Source organism: Paenibacillus terreus (assembly GCF_042138595.1).
Classification (GTDB): domain Bacteria; phylum Bacillota; class Bacilli; order Paenibacillales; family Paenibacillaceae; genus Paenibacillus; species Paenibacillus terreus.
Map to the genome: position 1 here is coordinate 365,971 of NZ_JBHIRX010000004.1, position 19,441 is coordinate 385,411.

Consider the following 19,441-nt stretch of genomic DNA (forward strand, 5'->3'; position numbering starts at 1 on the left):
TCGAACAATGTGATTGTGCTCACAATCCATCGTTTTTCCGGATTTATTCAACAACGGCAAGCAATTGCTCTGCCGCTTCCTTTCCCTGCCGTATGCAATCCGGAATCCCCACGCCCCCGTAACCTGCCCCGCATAGCTGCACTTCTGGCAGATGGCGTGCAAGTTGCTCCCTTACCAGCCTCATCTGCTCCATATGGCCGACCGGGTATTGCGGCATTGCACGATTACAGCGGGAAATTTCGACCAGCTCAGGCTCGGCCGCAATGCCCTGCAGGTCTTTCAGGTCTTTGCGGGCAGCTCCCGCCAGCTCTTCGTCAGTCCAGTGGACCCAATCCTCCGCGCCGGCCCGACCGATATATGTCCGCAGCAGAGTATGGCCTTCGGGAGCGGCATGAGCCCATTTGGCGGAGGACCAGGTGCAGGCGGTGATCCTCTTTCCCTCCTTGCGCGGAACCAGGAAGCCTGACGCGGCAAAGGCATGATTCACATCTTCATTCCGGTAGGCCAGCCCGATATTGGCCACGGAGACATAGTTGATTTTATTCAGCCAGCCGACATCCGCCGCTCCGGCAAATATTTGGGCGGCCGCAAAAGCCGGTACCGCGCAGATCACCCCATCTGCTCCCAGCGTTTCTCCATTTTCCAGGTGAATTCGGTATTCATCTTCTTTACGAATTTTGACAACGGTCTGACGCATGATAAACCGCACAGAGTCGAGCCTTTTCTCCAACCGATCGATCACAGCAGACATTCCATTTTTATAGGATAGAAACATGCTCTTTTTGGCAATCTCCGGCAGTCCCTGCAGCGATGAAGACTTTTGCCCGCCCCCCAGAGCCATGCCTTTAATCAGACTGCGGTGTCTCTGCTCCATCTGCCTGAACTGCGGAAAGGTTGACTGCAGACTCAATGCGCGGGTGTCACCCGCATAGATGCCGGAAAGCAGCGGCTCGGTAATCTGCTCCAATACTTCCTTTCCCAGCCGCCGCTCGATAAAGTCGCCAAGCGACTCGTCCTCACTGCCTTTTCTTGCAGGCAGGATCAGGTCCAGGGCCGCTCTTGCTTTGCCCCAGGGGGAGATAAGCCCTGTACGGATGAAAGGGGTCATCCTGGTTGGAATACCCAGAATAAACCCCATCGGCATCGGGTGCAGCTTGCCTTTATGCAAAATACAGGCCGTTTTGGCGCTTGGGCGGGTTGAGACCAGATCCGCCTCCATGCCGAGCTCCGCCGTCAGCTCCAGAACAGCGGTCTTTCGAGCCAGAAAAGCGTCCGGTCCTTTTTCGATCATAAATCCGTCCCTGTAAACCGTATGCAGCTTGCCGCCAAGTCTGTCGCTTTGTTCAATAAGCGTGATTTCAAGCGGAATCCCTCGCTCCCCCGCCTGCTTCTGCAGATAAAACGCCGCGCTTAACCCCGTGATTCCTCCGCCAAGCACAACGATCCGTTTAACAGCCCTTTGCATTCAGCCGTTCTCCTTTCCAGTCTTGTGGAATATGCACACAGTAAGGGTCGCTTTCCAGGTAGTCCCCTGTCAATGCAAAAGCTCTCGCTCTGGAGCCGCCGCAGATCATTTTGAATTCGCAAACTCCGCATTTTCCTTTGAGCAATGCTTTGTCCCGAAGCTGCTGCATGACGGCAGCGCTGCGGTAAATATCCACCAGCGAATTCTCGCGTATATTTCCGCAGGCTAGCGGTAAAAAGCCGCTTGGATATACCTCGCCCGTATGGCTGATAAAGACAAACCCGTCTCCGTCATTTACGCCTTTCGGGGCACGTCCCAACGCATCCGTCGCCCTGCGGACTCCCGCAGCGGCTTTATTCTCCTCACCACCGCGCTTCTGGCGCTGCTTCTGCAAAATAACCCGCCGGTAATGGGGAGCTTCCGTCGCTTTGATTCCGAAAGGCATCCGCTGCTGCAGCTTGTACAGCCATCTCATAACCTCTTCATGCTGTGCCGGCGAAATCATGTCCTTCTCCATAGCGCGGCCGGTGGGCACCAGAAAAAATACACTCCACAGCACAGCCTGCATTTCCTTGACTCTCTCCGCAATTTGCGCAAGATCATGCAGATTATATTGTGAAACCGTCGTATTGATTTGAATGGGAATGCCCGTCTCCTGCAAATAACCGATGCCGCGCATCGTCATCGCAAAGGAACCGCGGGTGCCGCGAAAATGGTCATGGACTTCCGCGCATGATCCATCCAGACTGAATGCCCAGCGGGACAGGCCCGCCTCCTTTGCCTTCACGACCGCTTCTCTCGTTACTTTTGGGGTGGCGCTTGGTGTCATGGACAATGACAGCTTTTTCTCTTCAATGGCATACCTGGCCAGCTCAAACAGGTCGGGACGCATTAACGGGTCCCCGCCCGTAAATACACAAAGCGGATGATTCAATTCAGCGATCTGATCCAGCAGCCTTTTGCCCTCTGCAAGTGTTAGCTGGCAGGGATCAGCCTTGTGCTGGGCCTCCGCCCGACAGTGCAGGCATTTTAAGGCACACGCCCGCGTAACCTCCCAGATCACAATAAACGGGTCTTGGTGATAATCCCGTACAGACTCTGAAGCGATCATGCAATTTCCCCCTAATAGAGCAAAATTTTAAACAAATAAGAGCAGGAAGGAACCATACAGGACAGCCGCAAACACCATCTCTGCAATCCCGGTCGGCTTTGCTTTCAACCCATGTCCGGGAAGCAATACTGCCCGCAATAGCAAAATGAGGAAGGGAATAAACAACAGCGGTTTGATCCAGACCGCCGCCAGCATAATCACAAGGTGATAAACCACAGATGCATAGTAGTAACGTGGATTGTTTTTTTCCCTGAGCACAGTTTTGACATATAAGGCAGTCCCCGCAAAATAGAGCACCAGCAGCACAAACAGTTCGTTCACTGTCCGCCACTCCGTTCCCCCTCCAAGATAGACGACAGGATATATAAAGGAGCAAAAGAGCAGAATAGCGGCAAAGTCATTCAATAAGGCGCGTTCCTGTTTGATTCTGGCATAATACACATTCAGGGCAAAAAAAGGCAGCAGTATTGCTCCATACCAGAGGAGCCGGGGCTCATGCCACACAAGAAAGAGCAGTAAGGGCAGAGATATGGCCCCATATAGTACGGCAGGCTTGCGGTACCGGTCCACTTTGCCCGTTTTAATCCACTGCAGCGCGGGGAAAGTGAATAAATAGAGGACCAGCCAGCAGACAAACAGCAAGATGTGAATACTGCGCGGTTCACTGACTGCCAATCCCGTCAAAAACGGAAGAATGAGCATGACCCATGCGCCATGCTGTTTGGGAATGTACCTGTTCATACCATGAATCTCCTTTCACCTGGCCGACCTTTTTTTCAGACAAGCTGCTCACTTTAAGCGTCTGTAATTGTGCAGGTTTTCACGTGATTTTGCAGTTTAATCCCTTGCATGTCATGACGTTGACAGTTTCATATCTGCAGCCAAGCTGTTATCCGCCTATATAGGACATGCCGATTTTGTTTCGGTTTGCGGCGGTTTGCTCCGTTCTTTCTTCGGAATACCGGTCCGCCCTCCGTTCCCAAACCTCAACAATCGCATTGAGCATATGCCGATCATCCGCACCGGACCGCAGCAGCTTGCGCAGATCAAAACCTTGGCCTGCAAAAAGGCATGAATAGAGCTTTCCGTCGGAAGACAGGCGGGCCCGGGTACAGGATGAGCAAAAAGCTTCGCTTACTGAGGTGATAAAACCGATCTCGGCAGAACCATCCAGGTAGCGGTAGCGCTGTGCCACCTCTCCGAAATAACTTTGCTGCACAGGCTCCAGTTCATAAGCATTTCCGAGCAGATCCAGTATCTCCTGTTTGGTTACCACACCAACATAGCTCCAGCCGTTCCCGTTCCCTGCATCCATAAACTCAATAAAACGGAGCGTAACGCCCCGTTCCTTGAAATAACCTGCCATGGGTAAAATCTCGCTGTCATTTACGCCTTTTTGTACAACCATGTTGATTTTGACCGTAAAACCAAGCTTCCTGGCATACTCGATCTGCTCCAGAATGTGTGCGGGGCCCATCCCTCTGCCGTTCATCCGGCCGAAAATCCCGGGGTCCAGGGCGTCGAGGCTGATGTTCAGGCGGCGCAGCCCGGCCTTATAAAGAGGCTGCGCCTGCTGGCCGAGCAGCGAGCCATTGGTGGTTAAACCGATGTCCTCTACGCCTGCAATGGACCGGATTCTGTTTATAAATCCGGGAAGACCGGGCCGCATAAGCGGCTCTCCCCCGGTAAGCCGGATTTTCTCCACCCCAAGGGAAACAAAGAGCCTGATGAGCCGCTCCATCTCCTCGAACGATAACAGCTCACACTTGGGCAAAAACGCAAAATCAGAACCATACACTTCTTTTGGCATGCAATAGGTGCAGCGGAAATTACAGCGGTCCGTTACCGACAGGCGCAAATCGCGAATCGGCCGCAGCAGGCTGTCTTTCAGTGGGTGGGATCTCATGCGGCCACCTTCCTTCTTTTAGAGGTAGTTCAAAAAGTCATCTTTTGATCACGAAGCAAGTCAGGAAGCGGACTCGACATCGAATCTTGAATTCAGCCGGGACTTCCGGTGCTCACGTACCCCAAGTACGCTCCGCTCCTCAGTCCCTGGCTTCATCCAACCTTCTCGGTGCTGAAAACCTGACTTTTTGAACATGTACTTTAAGTAAGCTATGAATGGAGTTCTTTTCCCTTTCGGTGCTGCTCGGTGATGTCGCTGAATGTGCCTACATAACGGATGTCCTCGCCGGTCTCGTCCTTCACCGCACTGATGTTCAACCATTGCAAATACTCCTCGCCGTTTTTGCGGCGGTTCCAGATGCCTCCTTGCCACATGCCTTGATTTTTGATCGCCTGCCACATTTCACTGTAAAATGCTTTTGGCTGTCGGCCGGATTTCAGAATGTTCGGATTTTTGCCAATCACCTCTTCTTCCTTGTAACCGGTAAGCTTGGAAAAAGCGGGATTGACCGCCTTGATGGTTCCTGTCACATCCGTCACCAAAATTCCCTGTCCGGTCGATGCGAATACCTCAGCCGAGAGTGCCAGACGGTCCTGGAAATAGAGCCATACGACGATGATCAGGCTGGCTAGGGCCACCTGGGACAGCAGCATGAATCCGATGGAATATTGGCCTGTAAGCGAGTGAATGGCCGACAGCATGAGCGGCGGGAAGAAACCGCCCAGTCCTCCCATCATGGACACAATTCCGTTCACGATCCCGGCCTGCTTGTTGAAATAAAAAGGCACCAGCTTGAAAATGACTCCATTGCCGATCCCCGCACAAACTGCAATGGCCAGACTCCCCACTGTATACAGCCCGATCGAAGGCGAAAAGGCGAGGAGAATGGCTGCCAATGTATAGGTGGCAAATGTGCCGATCAGCAGGAATAACGGTTGAAAGCGGTCCGCCAGCCAACCGCCGACCGGACGCATAAAGGTAGCCAGCGCAATAAAACCGGCGGTGCGCATCCCGGCATCAACTTTATCCAGCTCGAAATTCGATACCAGAAAATTCGGCAGGTAGACGGTAAATGCGACAAACGAGCCGAACGTTATAAAGTAAAACAAGGAGAAAAACCACATTTTTTCATTTTTATAAACACCTTTAATCTGTTCGACAATCGGCGTTTTGACTTTCGTTTCATGCCGGTCTCCGAAGATCAGATTTAGCACGATAAATATGAGCAAAAGAATGAGATACAGCTTCACCGCCGCTGTCCAGCCGATCTGTGTTGCCACAATCGGAGCCGAGAATGTGCTGATGGCTGTTCCGATGTTGCCCATGCCATAAATGCCGTTGATGAAGCCTAGCTTCTCCTTCGGGTAATACTTCGGCAGTGAAGTAACTCCGACCGAGAACACCGCCCCGCCTATGCCAAGGAATAGCCCGCCAATGATCAGATCCGCGTATGAAGAAGCTTCGCTTATGTAATAGACAGGAAAAAGAAGCAAAATGAAGCTGACCATGAAAATGATTCTCGCCCCGAATATATTGGCATAATAGCCGAGCGGAATCCGCAGTACCGATCCGAGCACGACGGGAATGGCGGTAACCATGGCCAGCCTGTCGGCGGGAATGCCAATGTCCTCTTTAATGTAAGGCATAAGGGATGAAATGATGACCCATACCATAAACCCGACAACCAGATTTAATGTTTGCAAGGGCAACTGCAGTCTTTTAACCATTGAACTCACCTTTTCGTTATTTGTATTTGCTGAGCCTTGTGGTCCTCAGTTTCTGTACCTATTTTAGCTGGCGAATAAAAGACCATATATAAGGGAGTTCCCTTTGCAAAAATGGGAAAACCCTAAAACTGCCCCCTCCTTTCCGGCAAAGCAAAAAAACACCCTGGGCATTCACAGGATCGACAATTATGGATCCGTTGAATTCCAGGGTGCATCGGGGAGTGGAGCGGCCTTTGGCGGAATAGTTATTCCAGAATTTTGTCATAAAGAGCACGAACGATATTTCTTGCTTCCGACTGACTAACGGAGCTCCATTGATTAATAGATTTGAAATCGGTATTATCTGATATTTGATCAATTCCGCCAATAAGACGTATCTGAGATAATTTGCGAATGATTGGGTCGGTGATTTGCTTTACGATTGCATCGGCAAACGTACTTCCCTGAATAACTTTATATGGACGGTCGAAAAAAGGTGAAACCTGTTCTGCCATGGCTTCGGTAATACCCAAACGATTATGCATTCGTGCTATTGACTCATATGCTTGGCATAAAGCGTCTTCGCGCTCTCTCCATGTTCTAGACGATTGAACTTTCATCAGCAGCGGCATCAACTCCTCCGCACAGATTAACTTCTTAAATGCAGTTCCAAACCATTTCGGGTAGGGTGCATATTGACGTTCCATTAGAAAACATAGATTCATAATATCCTTGACAATTCTTGATCCGATGATGGACGATCCTAGCTCATCCCCCACATATCCGGCGCGCAAAACCAAATGTTCTTCCTGTCCAATCCGATTCCAGATGGATGCCATGGTATATAGCCATATGTCATGCGGATAATACTGCAGATGCTTGCGGAACGTCGTAAGACGCCCCATATCATCACGAAAAACTTCTCCTCCAATGAGCTCAGCCAAGATTTGAGAAGGGAACGTAAGCCAGTCTAATAGATCAATGCCCTTATCCATATCTATTGCTAGTTTAGATACAAGAAACTGTTCTATTGAAGTAATAACAGTCTGCTTTAAATCTACTGGATACCCATAAAAATGTTGTGGACGATGGATATCCAAGATCTGGACGATATCTTTTACTAAGTGCATATCCTTTTCCTGAAGGAGCAATACGACGCGTGGGCCCCAATCGTGATCCGTTGACATTTCGGTATCATATCCAAGTACTTCGCTTCCTGGACCAATCAGCGCCGAGGTATAACTTAAATTAGAGAAATGGTCAGCAATCATAGGTTCTATAAATTCGAAATGAAATCTCTTGCTTAGTTCAAGTCCTTGGATAAAGGTCATAGAATCACACCCCGTTTCGTCAAATAATTTTATTACCGCATCCTTGCCCGGTTCGGTTACTATTTTATTAGATCAGAACTCCAGCATTTTTTTCTTTAGTGCGTACTCAACCAGCTCGGGACGGCTTTTCAGGTTCAGTTTTTCCATGATTTTGGCTTTGTGGGCCTCCACCGTCTTTACCGACACAAAGATCATTTCGGCGATTTCCTTGTTGCCGTAGCCTTTGGCAATCAGCGGCAGGATTTCCAGCTCGCGGTTGGACAGCAGGTCGAACATATCCGCAGGTTCAGCCGTCTTGTCCTTCTTGAAAAATTCCCGCACCAGCGAGGTGGCCATTTTGGGATGTATGTAGGTTTCCCCCCGGTAAATGGTACGGATGGCCAGCAGCAGCTCTTCATCCGGCGCATTCTTTAACACATAGCCAGAAGCGCCGTTTTTGAGCACATGAAACAGATATTCCTCATCATCATGCATCGTCAGAATCAGAATCTTGGTATCCGGGAATTCTTCTTTGATTTTCCCGGTGGCGATCAGGCCGCTTTCCCCCGGAGGCATGCTGAGATCCATAATGAGCACGTCCGGCCGCAGCTTTGCCACCAGGGAATAGGCCTCCAGGCCGTCAGCCGCCCCACCGATGACCTCCATGTCCTCCTGGAAATTCAGGATCATGGAAAAGCCGCTCCGAACGATCGCATGGTCATCCGCAATGACTATTTTTATCAAGTCTTATTCCTCTCCTTCACCATGGACGACCGGAACCTGCAGAAAAACCCTTGTGCCTTTCCCGACCTCCGAAAACACACTGAAGCTGCCTCCAACCAGCTCGGCCCGCTCCTGCATGCCATATAACCCGAGTCCGGTTCCGATCGGCTCGCCTTGCAGATCAAAGCCGGCTCCTTCATCTTCAATGATCAGCTGCAGATTAAGGCCGATCTCTCTTAAAGTAACAGTCACACTGTCCACATGAGCATATTTTAATGCATTTAATACAGCTTCCTGACAGACCCGGTAAATAACGGTCTCCACTTCACTGCCATAGCGCTTCCGGGACAGATGGGATACAAATTCAATGACAAGCCCGTAGCTTTGTTCAATTCGTTTGAAGTAGGTGCGGAAGGCGGCCTCCAACCCCAGATCATCCAGGGCGGCCGGGCGAAGCTCGACGGACAGATTGCGGATATCGTCAAGCAGCCTCATCATGGAAGCCTCGGTTTGCTTCACTTTTTTGAGCACCTGCTCATCATTCGTCATATATTTGAGCACCCTCATATCAACGACGGCGCTCATCAGTTCCTGCGCCACACTGTCATGCAGCTCACGGGAGATCCGTTTGCGCTCATTCTCCTGCGCTTCAATCACGTGCTTCATCATTGAATTTTGAAAGAATCTTTCCTGGGTCTGGAACTGTCTTGTCAAATCCCTCAGCATAAACACCCGGATGCCATTCTCCCGATCAACGGTATGGAAGGAAGCGGCATAAGGCACGACCCCTTTTCCCTTCGTTTCCATATAGACCTGAAAAGACGAGAAACCCTCATTTTCCGGCATGCTGAAAAAGCAGTCCAGGCAGGTACGATTCTCCGTCTCGCTGGTGTATCCCCGGCAGGTGCCGCACAAAGCCCGATCTGCCCCTTGGTAAAGCTGCATGATCACATCATCACCGACAATGTTCTCGGCGGCCGGGTTCATCGCGAGGGTCTTTCCTTCCTTATTAAAAAAGAAGATCGCTTCAATGCTGTTTTCAAACAGCTTCATCATCATCGGAATCAACTGGCCAGTCTCTGCTTGCGCTGTCAATTGGCCATCAGTTCCTTCCCGTTCAAATCTCCGAACCCGCCCTGTGCATATTCCACCATGGCTTTAAGCATTTCCTCCGTTACGCGCTGTTCCTCACCGCGAAAGCCGCCCAGCAGCACCCCCGCTACACGGGCATCATTCCATAACGGCACGGCCCAGAGGCTCCTCAGCTTTTCCGACTGTACTATAGGGTAATTAAACAGACTTTCCGAACCCAACTGTTGATGAACGGATGGAATTAACAGCGGCTTCCCCGTTTTGAACACGATGCCCGCTATCCCCTTGCCGGATTGCAGCACAATGCGCCGGAAGCGGTCATTCAGGTTGCCTGAGGCGTATTTCCATTTGATCACATAGTGGTACTCCTCGGATTCCACAAGAGCAAGAGCCATGAAATCGTAACCGAATGCTTCGCGGACCTGATCAAGCTTCCGTTGATAATCCACCTTATTATTCATCAGCCTAATCTCCTAATTTAATCTTCATCCAGCCATCTGCATAAACTGGAACAGCGGGCCAAGCCCGCTTTTCTAGTTGGATCTATGTCTTCTATAAAGGATATAACTTCTGCTGATATAATTCAATGGAACACTCCACACATGCACCAGGCGGGTGAAAGGCCAAAAAGCGAAAATGGTAAAACCCGCAAGCGCGTGCAGCTTGAAGGACAGCGGCACTTCCCGCATCAGGGAGGCATCCGGACTGAGCACAAACAGGCCGCGGAACCAGATCGAAATCGTCTCCCGGTAATCAAACTCAGGCTGTACGGCATTGGTAACAAGCGTAGCATACATGCCCATAAAAACAATCAGCAGCAACAAGGCATTGACAGCCAGATCGGAGGCCGAGCTTAAACGGCGCACATTACGGAGGGTGAAACGGCGCCAGGTGAGAATGAGCATGCCCAGAAGCGTGATGATGCCAAAAAAGCCCCCCACATAAACCGCGCCCATATGATATAGATGATCATCTACGCCAAGCGCCCGCATCCACGATTTCGGGATGCCAAGTCCTGCAACGTGCCCCATGATAACCGGAATAATCCCGAGATGGAACAGCAGACTTCCGGCCATCAGTTGCTTTTTCTCAATAAATTCGCTCGATTTCGCCGTCCAATTGAATTGGTCTGTCCGATAGCGGAAGATATGTCCGACGATAAATATAACCAAACATACATAAGGGTAAATCACCCATAAAAATTGTTCAAGCATCGCCATTAACGGGCCTCCTCCTGTCTCACACTCGCTTTAAGCGTTTCACGGAGCCCCTTTACCAGATGAAAATAGGGACTGCGAACATTCTCCAAGGCCTTGAGCAAATGATAGGTGCCATCCTCGAGGATGGCCATCAGCAACCGGAAATTCTCGGGTGCTTGCGGATTCGCCATCCACTCGGCGGCATACAGAAACTCGCACATCAACGGAAGATAATCGGGCAGTTCCTCCTCCGGCATTTCAAGGCCGAACATTTCATAGAGTATTTTCAGTCTTGCCAGCATTTGTCCACGCTCTTTGGCATCCTCATATTTGAAATACGTCATATACAGCGCACAATCTTTATTGAAGTCGAAGGTGGAAGTATACATTTCCTGAATTTCCTCCAGGCTGAACTCCTGCATAAGGGACCAATAAGCACGAGCGTGCGTATAACCAGGATTTCCGGGGAGGAAGGACCTCTCCAGGAAATCCGGATGAAAATCCGTCTTGTCAGGGTACATCAGCTGGCGGGAGAAAAAACCGAATGACGGCTTAAGATCATAGAGTGTTTTTACATCAATCACGCCATATCCCTCCGTAAAAATTCTCCTCATACATTTGCTTGCCCGTCTTTTCCGTTCCGGTGCTCATCGGATTTATGGCCGCACAGCCGCTGCAGCCGCCTCCCGTCACCGGACCTCCGAGCGTGTCGCCATAACCGGCCGCGCCTTGTTCACGATACGGATTCATATGGGCTTCTTTATGTGAAGTTGGAATGACAAACCGATCCTCATACTTGGCGATCGCGAGCAGCCGATACATCTTCTCCGTCTGGCGGGCCGTCATACCCAGGCGCTCAAGCCGGCTCTGATCGAATTCCTGTCCGTTTGAATGGGTGCGCATGTAGGAGCGCATCATGGCCATCCGCTGCAAGGCTTCCTTCACCGCCTGCGTATCCCCTGCCGTGAGCATATTGGCCAGGTATTGGATCGGCGTGCGCATTTCCTCGATGGCCGGAAAAATCAAGTCAGGATTGCTGATGGAATCCTTGCCTTCAAAATAGTTCATAATCGGACTAAGTGGTGGCACATACCAGACCATGGGCAGCGTGCGGTATTCAGGATGAAGCGGGAACGCCAGCTTATACTCGATCGCCAGCTTGTAAACCGGTGAATTCTGGGCTGCTTCAATCCAGTCCGTCGATATGCCGTCTCTCTTCGCCTGAGCGATGATTTCCGGATCATGCGGGTCCAGAAACAGGTCAAGCTGCGCTTGATACAGTTCTTTCTCATCCTCTACCGAAGCAGCTTCCTGCACCCGGTCGGCATCATACAGCAGAACGCCGAGATAACGGATTCTGCCTGTACACGTCTCCGAGCAAACCGTCGGCAGGCCCGCTTCGACACGCGGGAAGCAGAAGGTGCATTTCTCGGCCTTGTTTGTCTGCCAGTTGAAATATACTTTTTTGTAAGGACAGCCTGTCATGCAGTATCTCCAACCCCGGCACGCCTCCTGGTCAACGAGGACAATGCCGTCCTCATCCCGCTTGTACATAGCACCGGACGGGCAGGAAGCCACGCATCCCGGATTCAGGCAGTGCTCACATAACCGTGGCAGGTACATCATGAACGATTTCTCGAAATTGAATTTAATTTCTTCTTCAATCTTCTGAATATTCGGGTCCTGCGGTCCAGTGACATGCGCACCAGCCAGGTCATCCTCCCAGTTAGGCCCCCAGTCCAGCTCCATTTTCTCGCCCGTCACGGCGGAATGCGCCCGCGCCACTGGCGAATGCTTCTGCTCTTTCGCAGTTGTCAAATGCTCATAATTATAAGTCCATGGTTCATAATAATCCTTCATTTCGGGCATATCAGGGTTGTAAAAGATTTTACCGAGTGCTACCTTGGACAGCTTGCTGCCGGATTTCAGCTCCAGTTTTCCCTTCTTGAGCTGCCAGCCTCCCTTATAGACCTCCTGATCCTCCCACCGCTTGGGATATCCGATGCCTGGCTTGGTCTCCACGTTGTTGAACCACATATACTCCGCGCCTTTACGGTTCGTCCAGGTCGTTTTGCAGGTCACGCTGCAGGTATGACAGCCGATGCATTTATCCAGGTTCAATACCATTCCGATTTGTGCTTTAATTTTCAAGCCAGTTGACCTCCTTCATTTTACGGACCGCCACGTAGACATCACGCTGGTTGCCAATCGGGCCGTAATAGTTGAACCCGTAGCTGAGCTGGGCGTAACCGCCGACCATCTGGGTCGGCTTCAGGTGAATCCGGGTAGGCGCATTGTGGCTGCCGCCGCGCGTATCCGTGATTTCGGAGCCCGGCACCTGAATATGTTTGTCCTGGGCATGGTACATGAACATGGTGCCGCGCGGCATCCGGTGGCTGACCACCGCCCGTGCCGTCACCACGCCGTTCCGGTTGTATACTTCCACCCAGTCGTTATCCGCAAGCCCGTGCGATTGTGCATCCTCGTTGTTGATCCACACGACCGGTCCCCCGCGGAACAGGGTCAGCATGTGCTGGTTATCCTGGTAGGTGGAGTGGATATTCCATTTGCCATGCGGAGTCAAATACCGCAGCACAAGCGAGTCCTGCCCGCCCTTGATTTCTTTGTCACGCGGACCGAATACCATCGGCGGAAGAGTCGGCTTGTAAACCGGCAGTGCTTCCCCAAACTGCTGGAAGATTTCGTGATCGATATAGAAATGCTGTCTTCCGGTCAGCGTCCGGAACGGCACAAGCCGTTCAATATTCGTCGTAAACGGTGAGTAGCGGCGCCCCTGCTTGTTCGAGCCGCTGAACACCGGTGTCGGGATTACTTCACGCGGCTGTGCCGTAATGCTCTGGAATGTGATTTTTTCGGCTGCCCGGTCGGCAGATATATCCTTGAGTGGCACACCGGAATCCTTCTCCGCCTGCTCATAGGCTTTTTGCGACACACGTCCATTCGTTGCGGAGGACAAATGAAGAATCGTATCCGCCGCCTGGCGGGCCGTCTCCAGCTTTGGCAATCCGCTTTTAATGGATTCGTCATCATGGGTGCCATTGAGCCGTTTCAGCTCCTCATATTCGTCAGCAACAGAGAAGCTGATGCCATGGGCCCCTATTTTCCCTTTCGCGAGATTCGGGCCAAGCGAAGTGTATTTATCGTAAATTTTGGTATAATCCCGCTCTACAATACTGAAGTTCGGCATCGTTTTACCCGGTACCGCTTCAATCTCTCCTTTCGTCCAGTCCTTTACAGCTCCGAGCGGCTGTGCAATTTCCCCGACCGAATCATGGCCCAGCGGAGATGCCACCAGATCCTTGTAAACTCCCGGCAAATGTGTATTCGCCATTTCCGAGAAAACCTTGGCAAGCGAGCGGTAAATATCCCAGTCGGAACGTGACTCCCACAACGGATTGACCGCTGGGTTGAACGGATGTACGAAGGGATGCATGTCGGTGGAGGACAGATCCGTTTTTTCATACCATGTGGCCGCAGGCAGTACAATGTCCGCATAGAGCGGGGTTGTCGTCATGCGGAAGTCGAGGGCAACCAGCAGATCAAGCTTGCCTTCAACATCTTCACGCCACACGATCTCTTCCGGCTTCTGCTCCTCATTCGGACGGGCCAGCAGCGCATCGGATGCCCCAAGCAGATGCTTCATGAAATATTCCTGCCCCTTCGCCGAGCTGGAGATCAGATTGGAACGCCAGACGAACAGTGAACGCGGGTAGTTCTGCTGAGCACCGGGGTCCTCCACGGCAAAACGGGTGGTACGGTCTTTGATCTGCTCTACGGCGTGGGCGATAATATCTTCGTTTGTCTTTTTCCCCTGCTGTGCCGCCTCTTCCGCGAACATCAGGCTGTTTTTGTCGAACTGCGGATATGAGGGCAGCCAGCCCAGTCTTGCGGCAAGCACGTTGTAATCGGCCGGATGCCGATAGCGGACTTCTCCACCCGTAGGCGACTTCAGCGTATCCGTGCCGCTTTCTTCATAACGCCATTGTTCTGTCGCAAAATAAAAGAAGGAGGTTGCATTCTGCTGACGTGCAGCTCCCTGCCAGTCTTTCGCAAAGGCCACAGCAGACCAGCCTTCGATCGGACGGCATTTCTCCTGTCCGACATAATGGGCCCAGCCGCCGCCGTTTACACCCTGAGAAGCGGTCAGCACGACCAAATTCAGAACGGCACGGTAGATGGTATCGCTGTTGAACCAGTGATTGATGCCCGCCCCCATAATGATCATGGAGCGGCCCCCTGTGTCGATGGCGTTCTGCGCAAATTCACGGGCGATCTGCACAACCACAGATGCCTTCACGCCGGTGATTTTCTCCTGCCAGGCAGGGCTGTAATGGGAAGCTTCATCATCATACCCTTTGCTGTTTAATGGGCTATCGATGCGCGCAACTCCGTATTGGCTCATCATCAGATCGTACACGGTCGCCGCATACCGCTCCGTGCCGTCCGCCATTTGTACTTTCATGACAGGAATCACTCGCTTGAACGTCCCATTGCCGGTATTGTCAAAATACGGGAATGCGATTTCCAGCCACTGCTCTCCATGTCCCTCAACTGTAAGCGCGGGCTCGACCTTCGTTCCGTCCTCACGCTCCAAAATCAGATTCCACTTCTTGTCCTGCTCCCAGCGCTGTCCCATTGTGCCGTTCGGAACCATGCATTCACCAGCTGCCTCGTCATAGATGACCGGCTTCCAATCCGCATGCGTCGAAGTTTCCCCGAGATCGCTTGCGCGCAGGAAGCGTCCGCCTTTCCAGGCGTCCTCATGCGGATCAAGCAAAATCAGAAACGGCATATCCGTATACTGCTTGGCATAGTTGATGAACATCGGCTCTTTGCGTATATGATAGAATTCATCCAGAATGACATGTGTCATGGCTTGGGCCAGTGCTGCATCCGTACCGGGATTAGGGGCGAGCCAGTTGTCGGCAAACTTTACGTTCTCCGCATGATCCGGTGCCACCGACACCACCTTGGTTCCCTTATACCGCACCTCTGTCATAAAGTGAGCGTCTGGTGTCCGTGTAAGCGGCACATTGGAGCCCCACATGATCAAGTAACCTGCGTTATACCAGTCCGAGGATTCCGGCACATCCGTCTGCTCACCCCAGATTTGCGGGGAAGCGGGCGGCAGGTCGGCATACCAGTCATAAAAGCTCAGCATTTCCCCGCCAAGCAGGGAAATAAATCTGGCACCCGATGCATAGCTGACCATCGACATTGCTGGAATGGGCGTGAAGCCTGCAATCCGGTCAGGCCCGTATTTACGGATGGTGTAGATTAATTGCGCCGAAATAAGGTGCAGCGCATCTTCCCATTTGACACGGATATGGCCGCCTTTTCCACGCGCTGACTTGTAAAACTGTGCTTTCTTCGGATCTTCCACAATGCTCGCCCATGCATCAACCGGGTTGTCATGCTCGGCCAGTGCAGCCTGCCAGAGACGCCACAGCTTGCCGCGCATATATGGAAATTTCACGCGCAGCGGGCTGTATTCGTACCAGGAAAACGACGCTCCCCGTGGGCAGCCGCGCGGCTCAAACTCAGGCATATCGGCGCCGCAGGACGGGTAATCGATCTGTTGATTCTCCCAGGTAATAATGCCGTTTTTCACAAACACCTTCCAGCTGCAGGATCCGGTACAGTTGACGCCATGTGTCGTACGGACCACTTTGTCGTGGGACCAGCGCTGGCGGTATACATTCTCCCATTCTCTATTTTTTTCTTCCAGAATGGACCAGCTATCGGAATAGCTTTCGACAGGTTTGAAGAAGTTGAGATGTTTTTTTCTCATCAAGTCCGAACTCTCCTTTGCGGAATACAAGAGCTAATAATGATTCCATTGTTGATTCACTCGATTACTGCCATTATCCCTTTCCCCCGCTCCTGTTCCCATTAGGGAATATCCTAAAGCGGACGGGGAAATCCCTCATTCTGTGAAATAGAGCATAGAAACGGCTTGGTTTAGGCGCCAAAAAAAGAACCGCAGAAATATCTCTGCAGTTCCTGGATAACAACTCACACTTTCTTTTTGGATAGTATCTATCAAAATAGTGCGTACTGTTTTTTTATTTGTGATCAGTTTATTCTAACCTTACTTTGAAATAAAGGGGAGTAAAACATGACTAAAAAAACAATACGCCTGTTAATGCCGCAATGGCAAGGGGGAAACAACCCTAACTACTCTTTCGGAGCCGAGTTGCTTGCTTGGCTGGCTCCGGATAGTGATCAACCTCTTATTCATGTCCCCGTTCAAGCTTATGATGGAACTCCGCTTGTAAACGAGAACGGTACGTATGGAAGAAAACAGTTGCTGGAACAACTAAAGGCTGCTCATCATATCATTGATGCTCACAAGCCGGATCGCATTGTCATGTTTGGCGGTGACTGTTTAGTCGAGCAAGCCCCATTTGCCTATTTAAACGAACGATATGGTGGGGAATTAGGTTTAATTTGGCTCGATGCTCACAGCGATTTAGTCAGAATAGTCGGGTATGACTACGGACATACATTACCACTCGGCAATCTATTAGGAGAAGGAGATGAAGAGTTCGCAAAACATGTGAAGATCCCTCTAAAACCTGAAAATGTCTTCATCGCGGGATTTGACGTTCCCACAGAACAAGATACAGAAATCATTCATAGACTAGGGATTAAAACTGCTGGAACCAAAGAGTTAATGAACAGTACGGAATCTATTAAAGAGTGGATTAAAGAAAGCGGCATTAAGCAGCTGGCTATTCACCTTGATTTAGATGTGCTTGACCCAAGGGCATTTCGTTCTTTATTATTCGCCAACCCTGAAGCAACTTATGATTTTTCTGCTGCGGGAACCATGCAAATGCCTCAACTGCTTAATCTGATTAAAGAACTATCTGCAGAAACAGATGTAGTTGGATTAGGCATAACTGAGCATATGCCGTGGGATGCCATTAACTTGAAGAATCTGCTTGGAGAAATACCTATTTTAAATAGTTGAAGTCATAAAACGGAATTATGAAAGAAGCATGAACTGCTTAATCTCAAAAATACACTCACGCATTTTATGTTTGCGAGAGTGTATTTTTAAGTAGATGCAAGTGGAAAAAACACTTACAACCCAAATACGTCTTTTTAGGCAAGTTGTTTAAGGATTTGCGCCGGCAAACGCCTCCGCAGCCGCGTACAGAGCCCGGTCTGCTGGTCTTCCAGCATACGAAGATGAAACTCGTCGCTGAGGAAAAATCGCGTTTGTGCGACAAAATCCTCAGCCGAAATTTTGTGTCCATGCTTGTTCAAAAAATCCAGATGATTGCGGATCAAGCTTTCGGTTTGCTCATCATCATGCGTGATGCCTGCTTGCAAACAACGAGCCATTTCGCCCATAAATGCGGCCGCTTCGGTGGCTTGATTATTCAGCCTCTCAACATCCGTTTGTTCAACCTGGAATGGCTCCATGTCATATGTTGCTTGCAAATGTTCATTTTGACCGCTCAGCGCTTCATTCCACTCTTCCGCGTTTGCAAAACCTTTAAACATATCCTTCTCATCCATGGTTTCTCCCCTCATTAACGAAGATATTGACTTCCCTATCGTGTGAATAATGGTGTCCAGCCTTGTTCTGCGGGCAAGCAGAAGCTTCTCCTGGTGCAAAAGAATGGATAACCGCTCTGAATGATCATCCATTAACTTTTTAATTTCATCCAAAGGAATATCCAACTCTCTGTAAAACAAAATCTGCTGCAAACGTTCCAGCTCTTTCTTACTGTACAGCCTGTAACCGGACTCATTGACTTTGCAGGGCAATAATAGTCCAATTTTGTGGTAATGATGAAGCGTCTTGATCGTTACATTGGACAGCTCGGATACTTCTTTTACTGTGTATAGAATGTCATTCACCTCCCTGTTTTCACTTTAAAGTCTGCCCTAAGAGGAGGGTCAAGACATTTCTTCGTGAAATTTAGCCTGTTTTGATTACAGATTGTCATTTATGAGTTCCCTGCCTGCATACTGGTACAAGCGAACTACATATCTTTTTAGTAGCCTATTCGATTTAAGAATGCTCTATTGGGGGGATGTCTTTGTCAGATGCATTTGTGGCCCAGTCACTTGACGAAATTCGTTTCTGGTCCCGGGTGATGAAAGAACACGCTTTGTTCCTTCGTTTGGGTTTTAGGTGTGAAGACACACAATTAATCCATGAGGCTCAGCAGCATCAAGCTATTTTTGAGGACATTGAAAGAAGATCTCATGAGTTCGATTTAAGTACCGATCCGCAAACCATCAAAGAATTTAATACTGAAGTACGCAATGCCGCCATTCATATTTGGGCCTTTAAAAGAAGAATATTAGGGCTTATTCTCCAATGTAAACTCCCTGGTCAAAATAACTTCCCCTTATTGGTCGATCACGTTAGTCGGGAAGCAAACTACTTTAGAAATCGGCTTGAGGAACTTAATTCCGGAAGACTCGAACCTTTATACGACGCAATCATTGATGAGAATATTTTCTTTCTAAAAATAATGGCCGATCACGCAAAGTTTATCGGTCATTTACTCGATCCATCTGAACGGAAACTGGTTGAACAAGCAAGGGAGTTTAGTAATGATTTTGATGCTCTTATGTATCAAGCAATTGATTTAAGTTCAATGCGTCCACAATCACAGACCGTTCCTTTGCTGAGTCAATTTGTTGACGAGAATCGAGTATCCGTAAAATCTTTGCGGGATTTCAAAAAAACAGCACGTGATTTAATCGAGGAATGCCGCATAAAAAGCATTATTCACCCTTTATTGGCAGACCATGTATTCCGGGAAGCAGAGCGTTTTCTGTTTATTCTGGATATGTTTGAGAGGTCCTTGTCGGGCATAAAGGTAAACAAAAGAGAAATCTTGTTTTAATTAACGATTAGAATGGAGGATTTTTGATGCAA

General features: G+C 50.0%; 16 protein-coding genes. 2 read left to right on the forward strand and 14 right to left on the reverse strand.

The features are described 5' to 3' along the window. Window positions 1-43 precede the first annotated feature (43 nt). From hemG to ACE5KN_RS10890, 13 genes are all read right to left on the reverse strand, one after another. On the reverse strand, window positions 44-1,465 hold the full coding sequence (gene hemG / locus ACE5KN_RS10830; protein ID WP_375526413.1) for a protoporphyrinogen oxidase: 1,422 nt from the start codon (window positions 1,463-1,465) through the stop codon (window positions 44-46). Continuing rightward, complete coding sequence (locus ACE5KN_RS10835) at window positions 1,449-2,576, reverse strand: TIGR04053 family radical SAM/SPASM domain-containing protein (RefSeq protein ID WP_375526414.1); 1,128 nt, start codon at window positions 2,574-2,576, stop codon at window positions 1,449-1,451. The genes hemG and ACE5KN_RS10835 overlap by 17 nt, the downstream gene beginning before the upstream one ends. 27 nt (window positions 2,577-2,603) lie before the next feature. Beyond that, complete coding sequence (locus ACE5KN_RS10840; RefSeq protein ID WP_375526415.1) at window positions 2,604-3,317, reverse strand: YwiC-like family protein; 714 nt, start codon at window positions 3,315-3,317, stop codon at window positions 2,604-2,606. Between the two features lie 148 nt (window positions 3,318-3,465). Beyond that, entirely contained in the window at window positions 3,466-4,482 is a 1,017-nt protein-coding gene (gene moaA / locus ACE5KN_RS10845) for a GTP 3',8-cyclase MoaA (RefSeq protein WP_375526416.1), read from the reverse strand. Window positions 4,483-4,691: 209 nt separating this feature from the next. Next, window positions 4,692-6,209 carry a nitrate/nitrite transporter gene (locus ACE5KN_RS10850; RefSeq protein WP_375526417.1) on the reverse strand — a complete coding sequence of 506 codons (1,518 nt, stop codon included), beginning with the start codon at window positions 6,207-6,209 and terminating at the stop codon, window positions 4,692-4,694. 245 nt (window positions 6,210-6,454) lie between these two features. Beyond that, window positions 6,455-7,519: a DUF4037 domain-containing protein gene (locus ACE5KN_RS10855; protein ID WP_375526418.1), complete on the reverse strand. Its 1,065-nt coding sequence runs from the start codon at window positions 7,517-7,519 to the stop codon at window positions 6,455-6,457. Between the two features lie 72 nt (window positions 7,520-7,591). Further along, the gene (locus ACE5KN_RS10860) at window positions 7,592-8,239 is read right to left on the reverse strand and encodes a response regulator transcription factor (RefSeq protein ID WP_355326741.1); all 648 of its coding nucleotides are present in this window, start codon (window positions 8,237-8,239) and stop codon (window positions 7,592-7,594) included. A 6-nt stretch (window positions 8,240-8,245) separates the two neighbouring features. After that, window positions 8,246-9,277 (reverse strand): sensor histidine kinase, encoded by a 1,032-nt coding sequence (locus ACE5KN_RS10865; RefSeq protein WP_375526466.1) that lies wholly within the window; start codon window positions 9,275-9,277, stop codon window positions 8,246-8,248. Window positions 9,278-9,312: 35 nt separating this feature from the next. After that, window positions 9,313-9,774 (reverse strand): GAF domain-containing protein, encoded by a 462-nt coding sequence (locus tag ACE5KN_RS10870; protein ID WP_375526419.1) that lies wholly within the window; start codon window positions 9,772-9,774, stop codon window positions 9,313-9,315. Window positions 9,775-9,846: 72 nt separating this feature from the next. After that, the gene (gene narI / locus ACE5KN_RS10875; protein ID WP_375526420.1) at window positions 9,847-10,533 is read right to left on the reverse strand and encodes a respiratory nitrate reductase subunit gamma; all 687 of its coding nucleotides are present in this window, start codon (window positions 10,531-10,533) and stop codon (window positions 9,847-9,849) included. Beyond that, window positions 10,533-11,096: a nitrate reductase molybdenum cofactor assembly chaperone gene (gene narJ / locus ACE5KN_RS10880; protein ID WP_375526421.1), complete on the reverse strand. Its 564-nt coding sequence runs from the start codon at window positions 11,094-11,096 to the stop codon at window positions 10,533-10,535. Before narJ ends, narI begins: the two co-directional genes overlap by 1 nt. Next, window positions 11,089-12,663, reverse strand: coding sequence for a nitrate reductase subunit beta (narH, locus tag ACE5KN_RS10885; protein WP_375526422.1), 1,575 nt, complete (start codon window positions 12,661-12,663; stop codon window positions 11,089-11,091). The genes narJ and narH overlap by 8 nt, the downstream gene beginning before the upstream one ends. After that, window positions 12,653-16,324 carry a nitrate reductase subunit alpha gene (locus ACE5KN_RS10890; RefSeq protein ID WP_375526467.1) on the reverse strand — a complete coding sequence of 1,224 codons (3,672 nt, stop codon included), beginning with the start codon at window positions 16,322-16,324 and terminating at the stop codon, window positions 12,653-12,655. Before ACE5KN_RS10890 ends, narH begins: the two co-directional genes overlap by 11 nt. 327 nt (window positions 16,325-16,651) lie before the next feature. On the opposite strand from ACE5KN_RS10890, the gene ACE5KN_RS10895 reads away from it, so the two are divergent. Continuing rightward, window positions 16,652-17,509, forward strand: coding sequence for an arginase family protein (locus ACE5KN_RS10895; RefSeq protein ID WP_375526423.1), 858 nt, complete (start codon window positions 16,652-16,654; stop codon window positions 17,507-17,509). Between the two features lie 134 nt (window positions 17,510-17,643). Here ACE5KN_RS10895 and ACE5KN_RS10900 read toward each other — a convergent pair whose 3' ends face one another. After that, window positions 17,644-18,408 (reverse strand): MerR family transcriptional regulator, encoded by a 765-nt coding sequence (locus ACE5KN_RS10900; RefSeq protein ID WP_375526424.1) that lies wholly within the window; start codon window positions 18,406-18,408, stop codon window positions 17,644-17,646. A 182-nt stretch (window positions 18,409-18,590) separates the two neighbouring features. Between ACE5KN_RS10900 and ACE5KN_RS10905 the strand changes: the two genes are divergently transcribed. After that, the gene (locus ACE5KN_RS10905) at window positions 18,591-19,409 is read left to right on the forward strand and encodes a DUF2935 domain-containing protein (RefSeq protein WP_375526425.1); all 819 of its coding nucleotides are present in this window, start codon (window positions 18,591-18,593) and stop codon (window positions 19,407-19,409) included. The last annotated feature ends 32 nt before the right edge of the window (window positions 19,410-19,441 follow it).

What these genes read in the sequence shown, in the direction of transcription:
- ACE5KN_RS10855 (WP_375526418.1), bottom strand. Translation starts at nt 7,519, where the DNA reads ATGACCTTTATCCAAGGACTTGAACTAAGCAAGAGATTTCATTTCGAA.
- ACE5KN_RS10870 (WP_375526419.1), bottom strand. Translation starts at nt 9,774, where the DNA reads ATGAATAATAAGGTGGATTATCAACGGAAGCTTGATCAGGTCCGCGAA.
- moaA (WP_375526416.1), bottom strand. Translation starts at nt 4,482, where the DNA reads ATGAGATCCCACCCACTGAAAGACAGCCTGCTGCGGCCGATTCGCGAT.
- ACE5KN_RS10840 (WP_375526415.1), bottom strand. Translation starts at nt 3,317, where the DNA reads ATGAACAGGTACATTCCCAAACAGCATGGCGCATGGGTCATGCTCATT.
- ACE5KN_RS10890 (WP_375526467.1), bottom strand. Translation starts at nt 16,324, where the DNA reads ATGAGAAAAAAACATCTCAACTTCTTCAAACCTGTCGAAAGCTATTCC.
- ACE5KN_RS10850 (WP_375526417.1), bottom strand. Translation starts at nt 6,209, where the DNA reads ATGGTTAAAAGACTGCAGTTGCCCTTGCAAACATTAAATCTGGTTGTC.
- hemG (WP_375526413.1), bottom strand. Translation starts at nt 1,465, where the DNA reads ATGCAAAGGGCTGTTAAACGGATCGTTGTGCTTGGCGGAGGAATCACG.
- ACE5KN_RS10895 (WP_375526423.1), top strand. Translation starts at nt 16,652, where the DNA reads ATGACTAAAAAAACAATACGCCTGTTAATGCCGCAATGGCAAGGGGGA.
- ACE5KN_RS10865 (WP_375526466.1), bottom strand. Translation starts at nt 9,277, where the DNA reads ATGATGAAGCTGTTTGAAAACAGCATTGAAGCGATCTTCTTTTTTAAT.
- narI (WP_375526420.1), bottom strand. Translation starts at nt 10,533, where the DNA reads ATGGCGATGCTTGAACAATTTTTATGGGTGATTTACCCTTATGTATGT.
- ACE5KN_RS10835 (WP_375526414.1), bottom strand. Translation starts at nt 2,576, where the DNA reads ATGATCGCTTCAGAGTCTGTACGGGATTATCACCAAGACCCGTTTATT.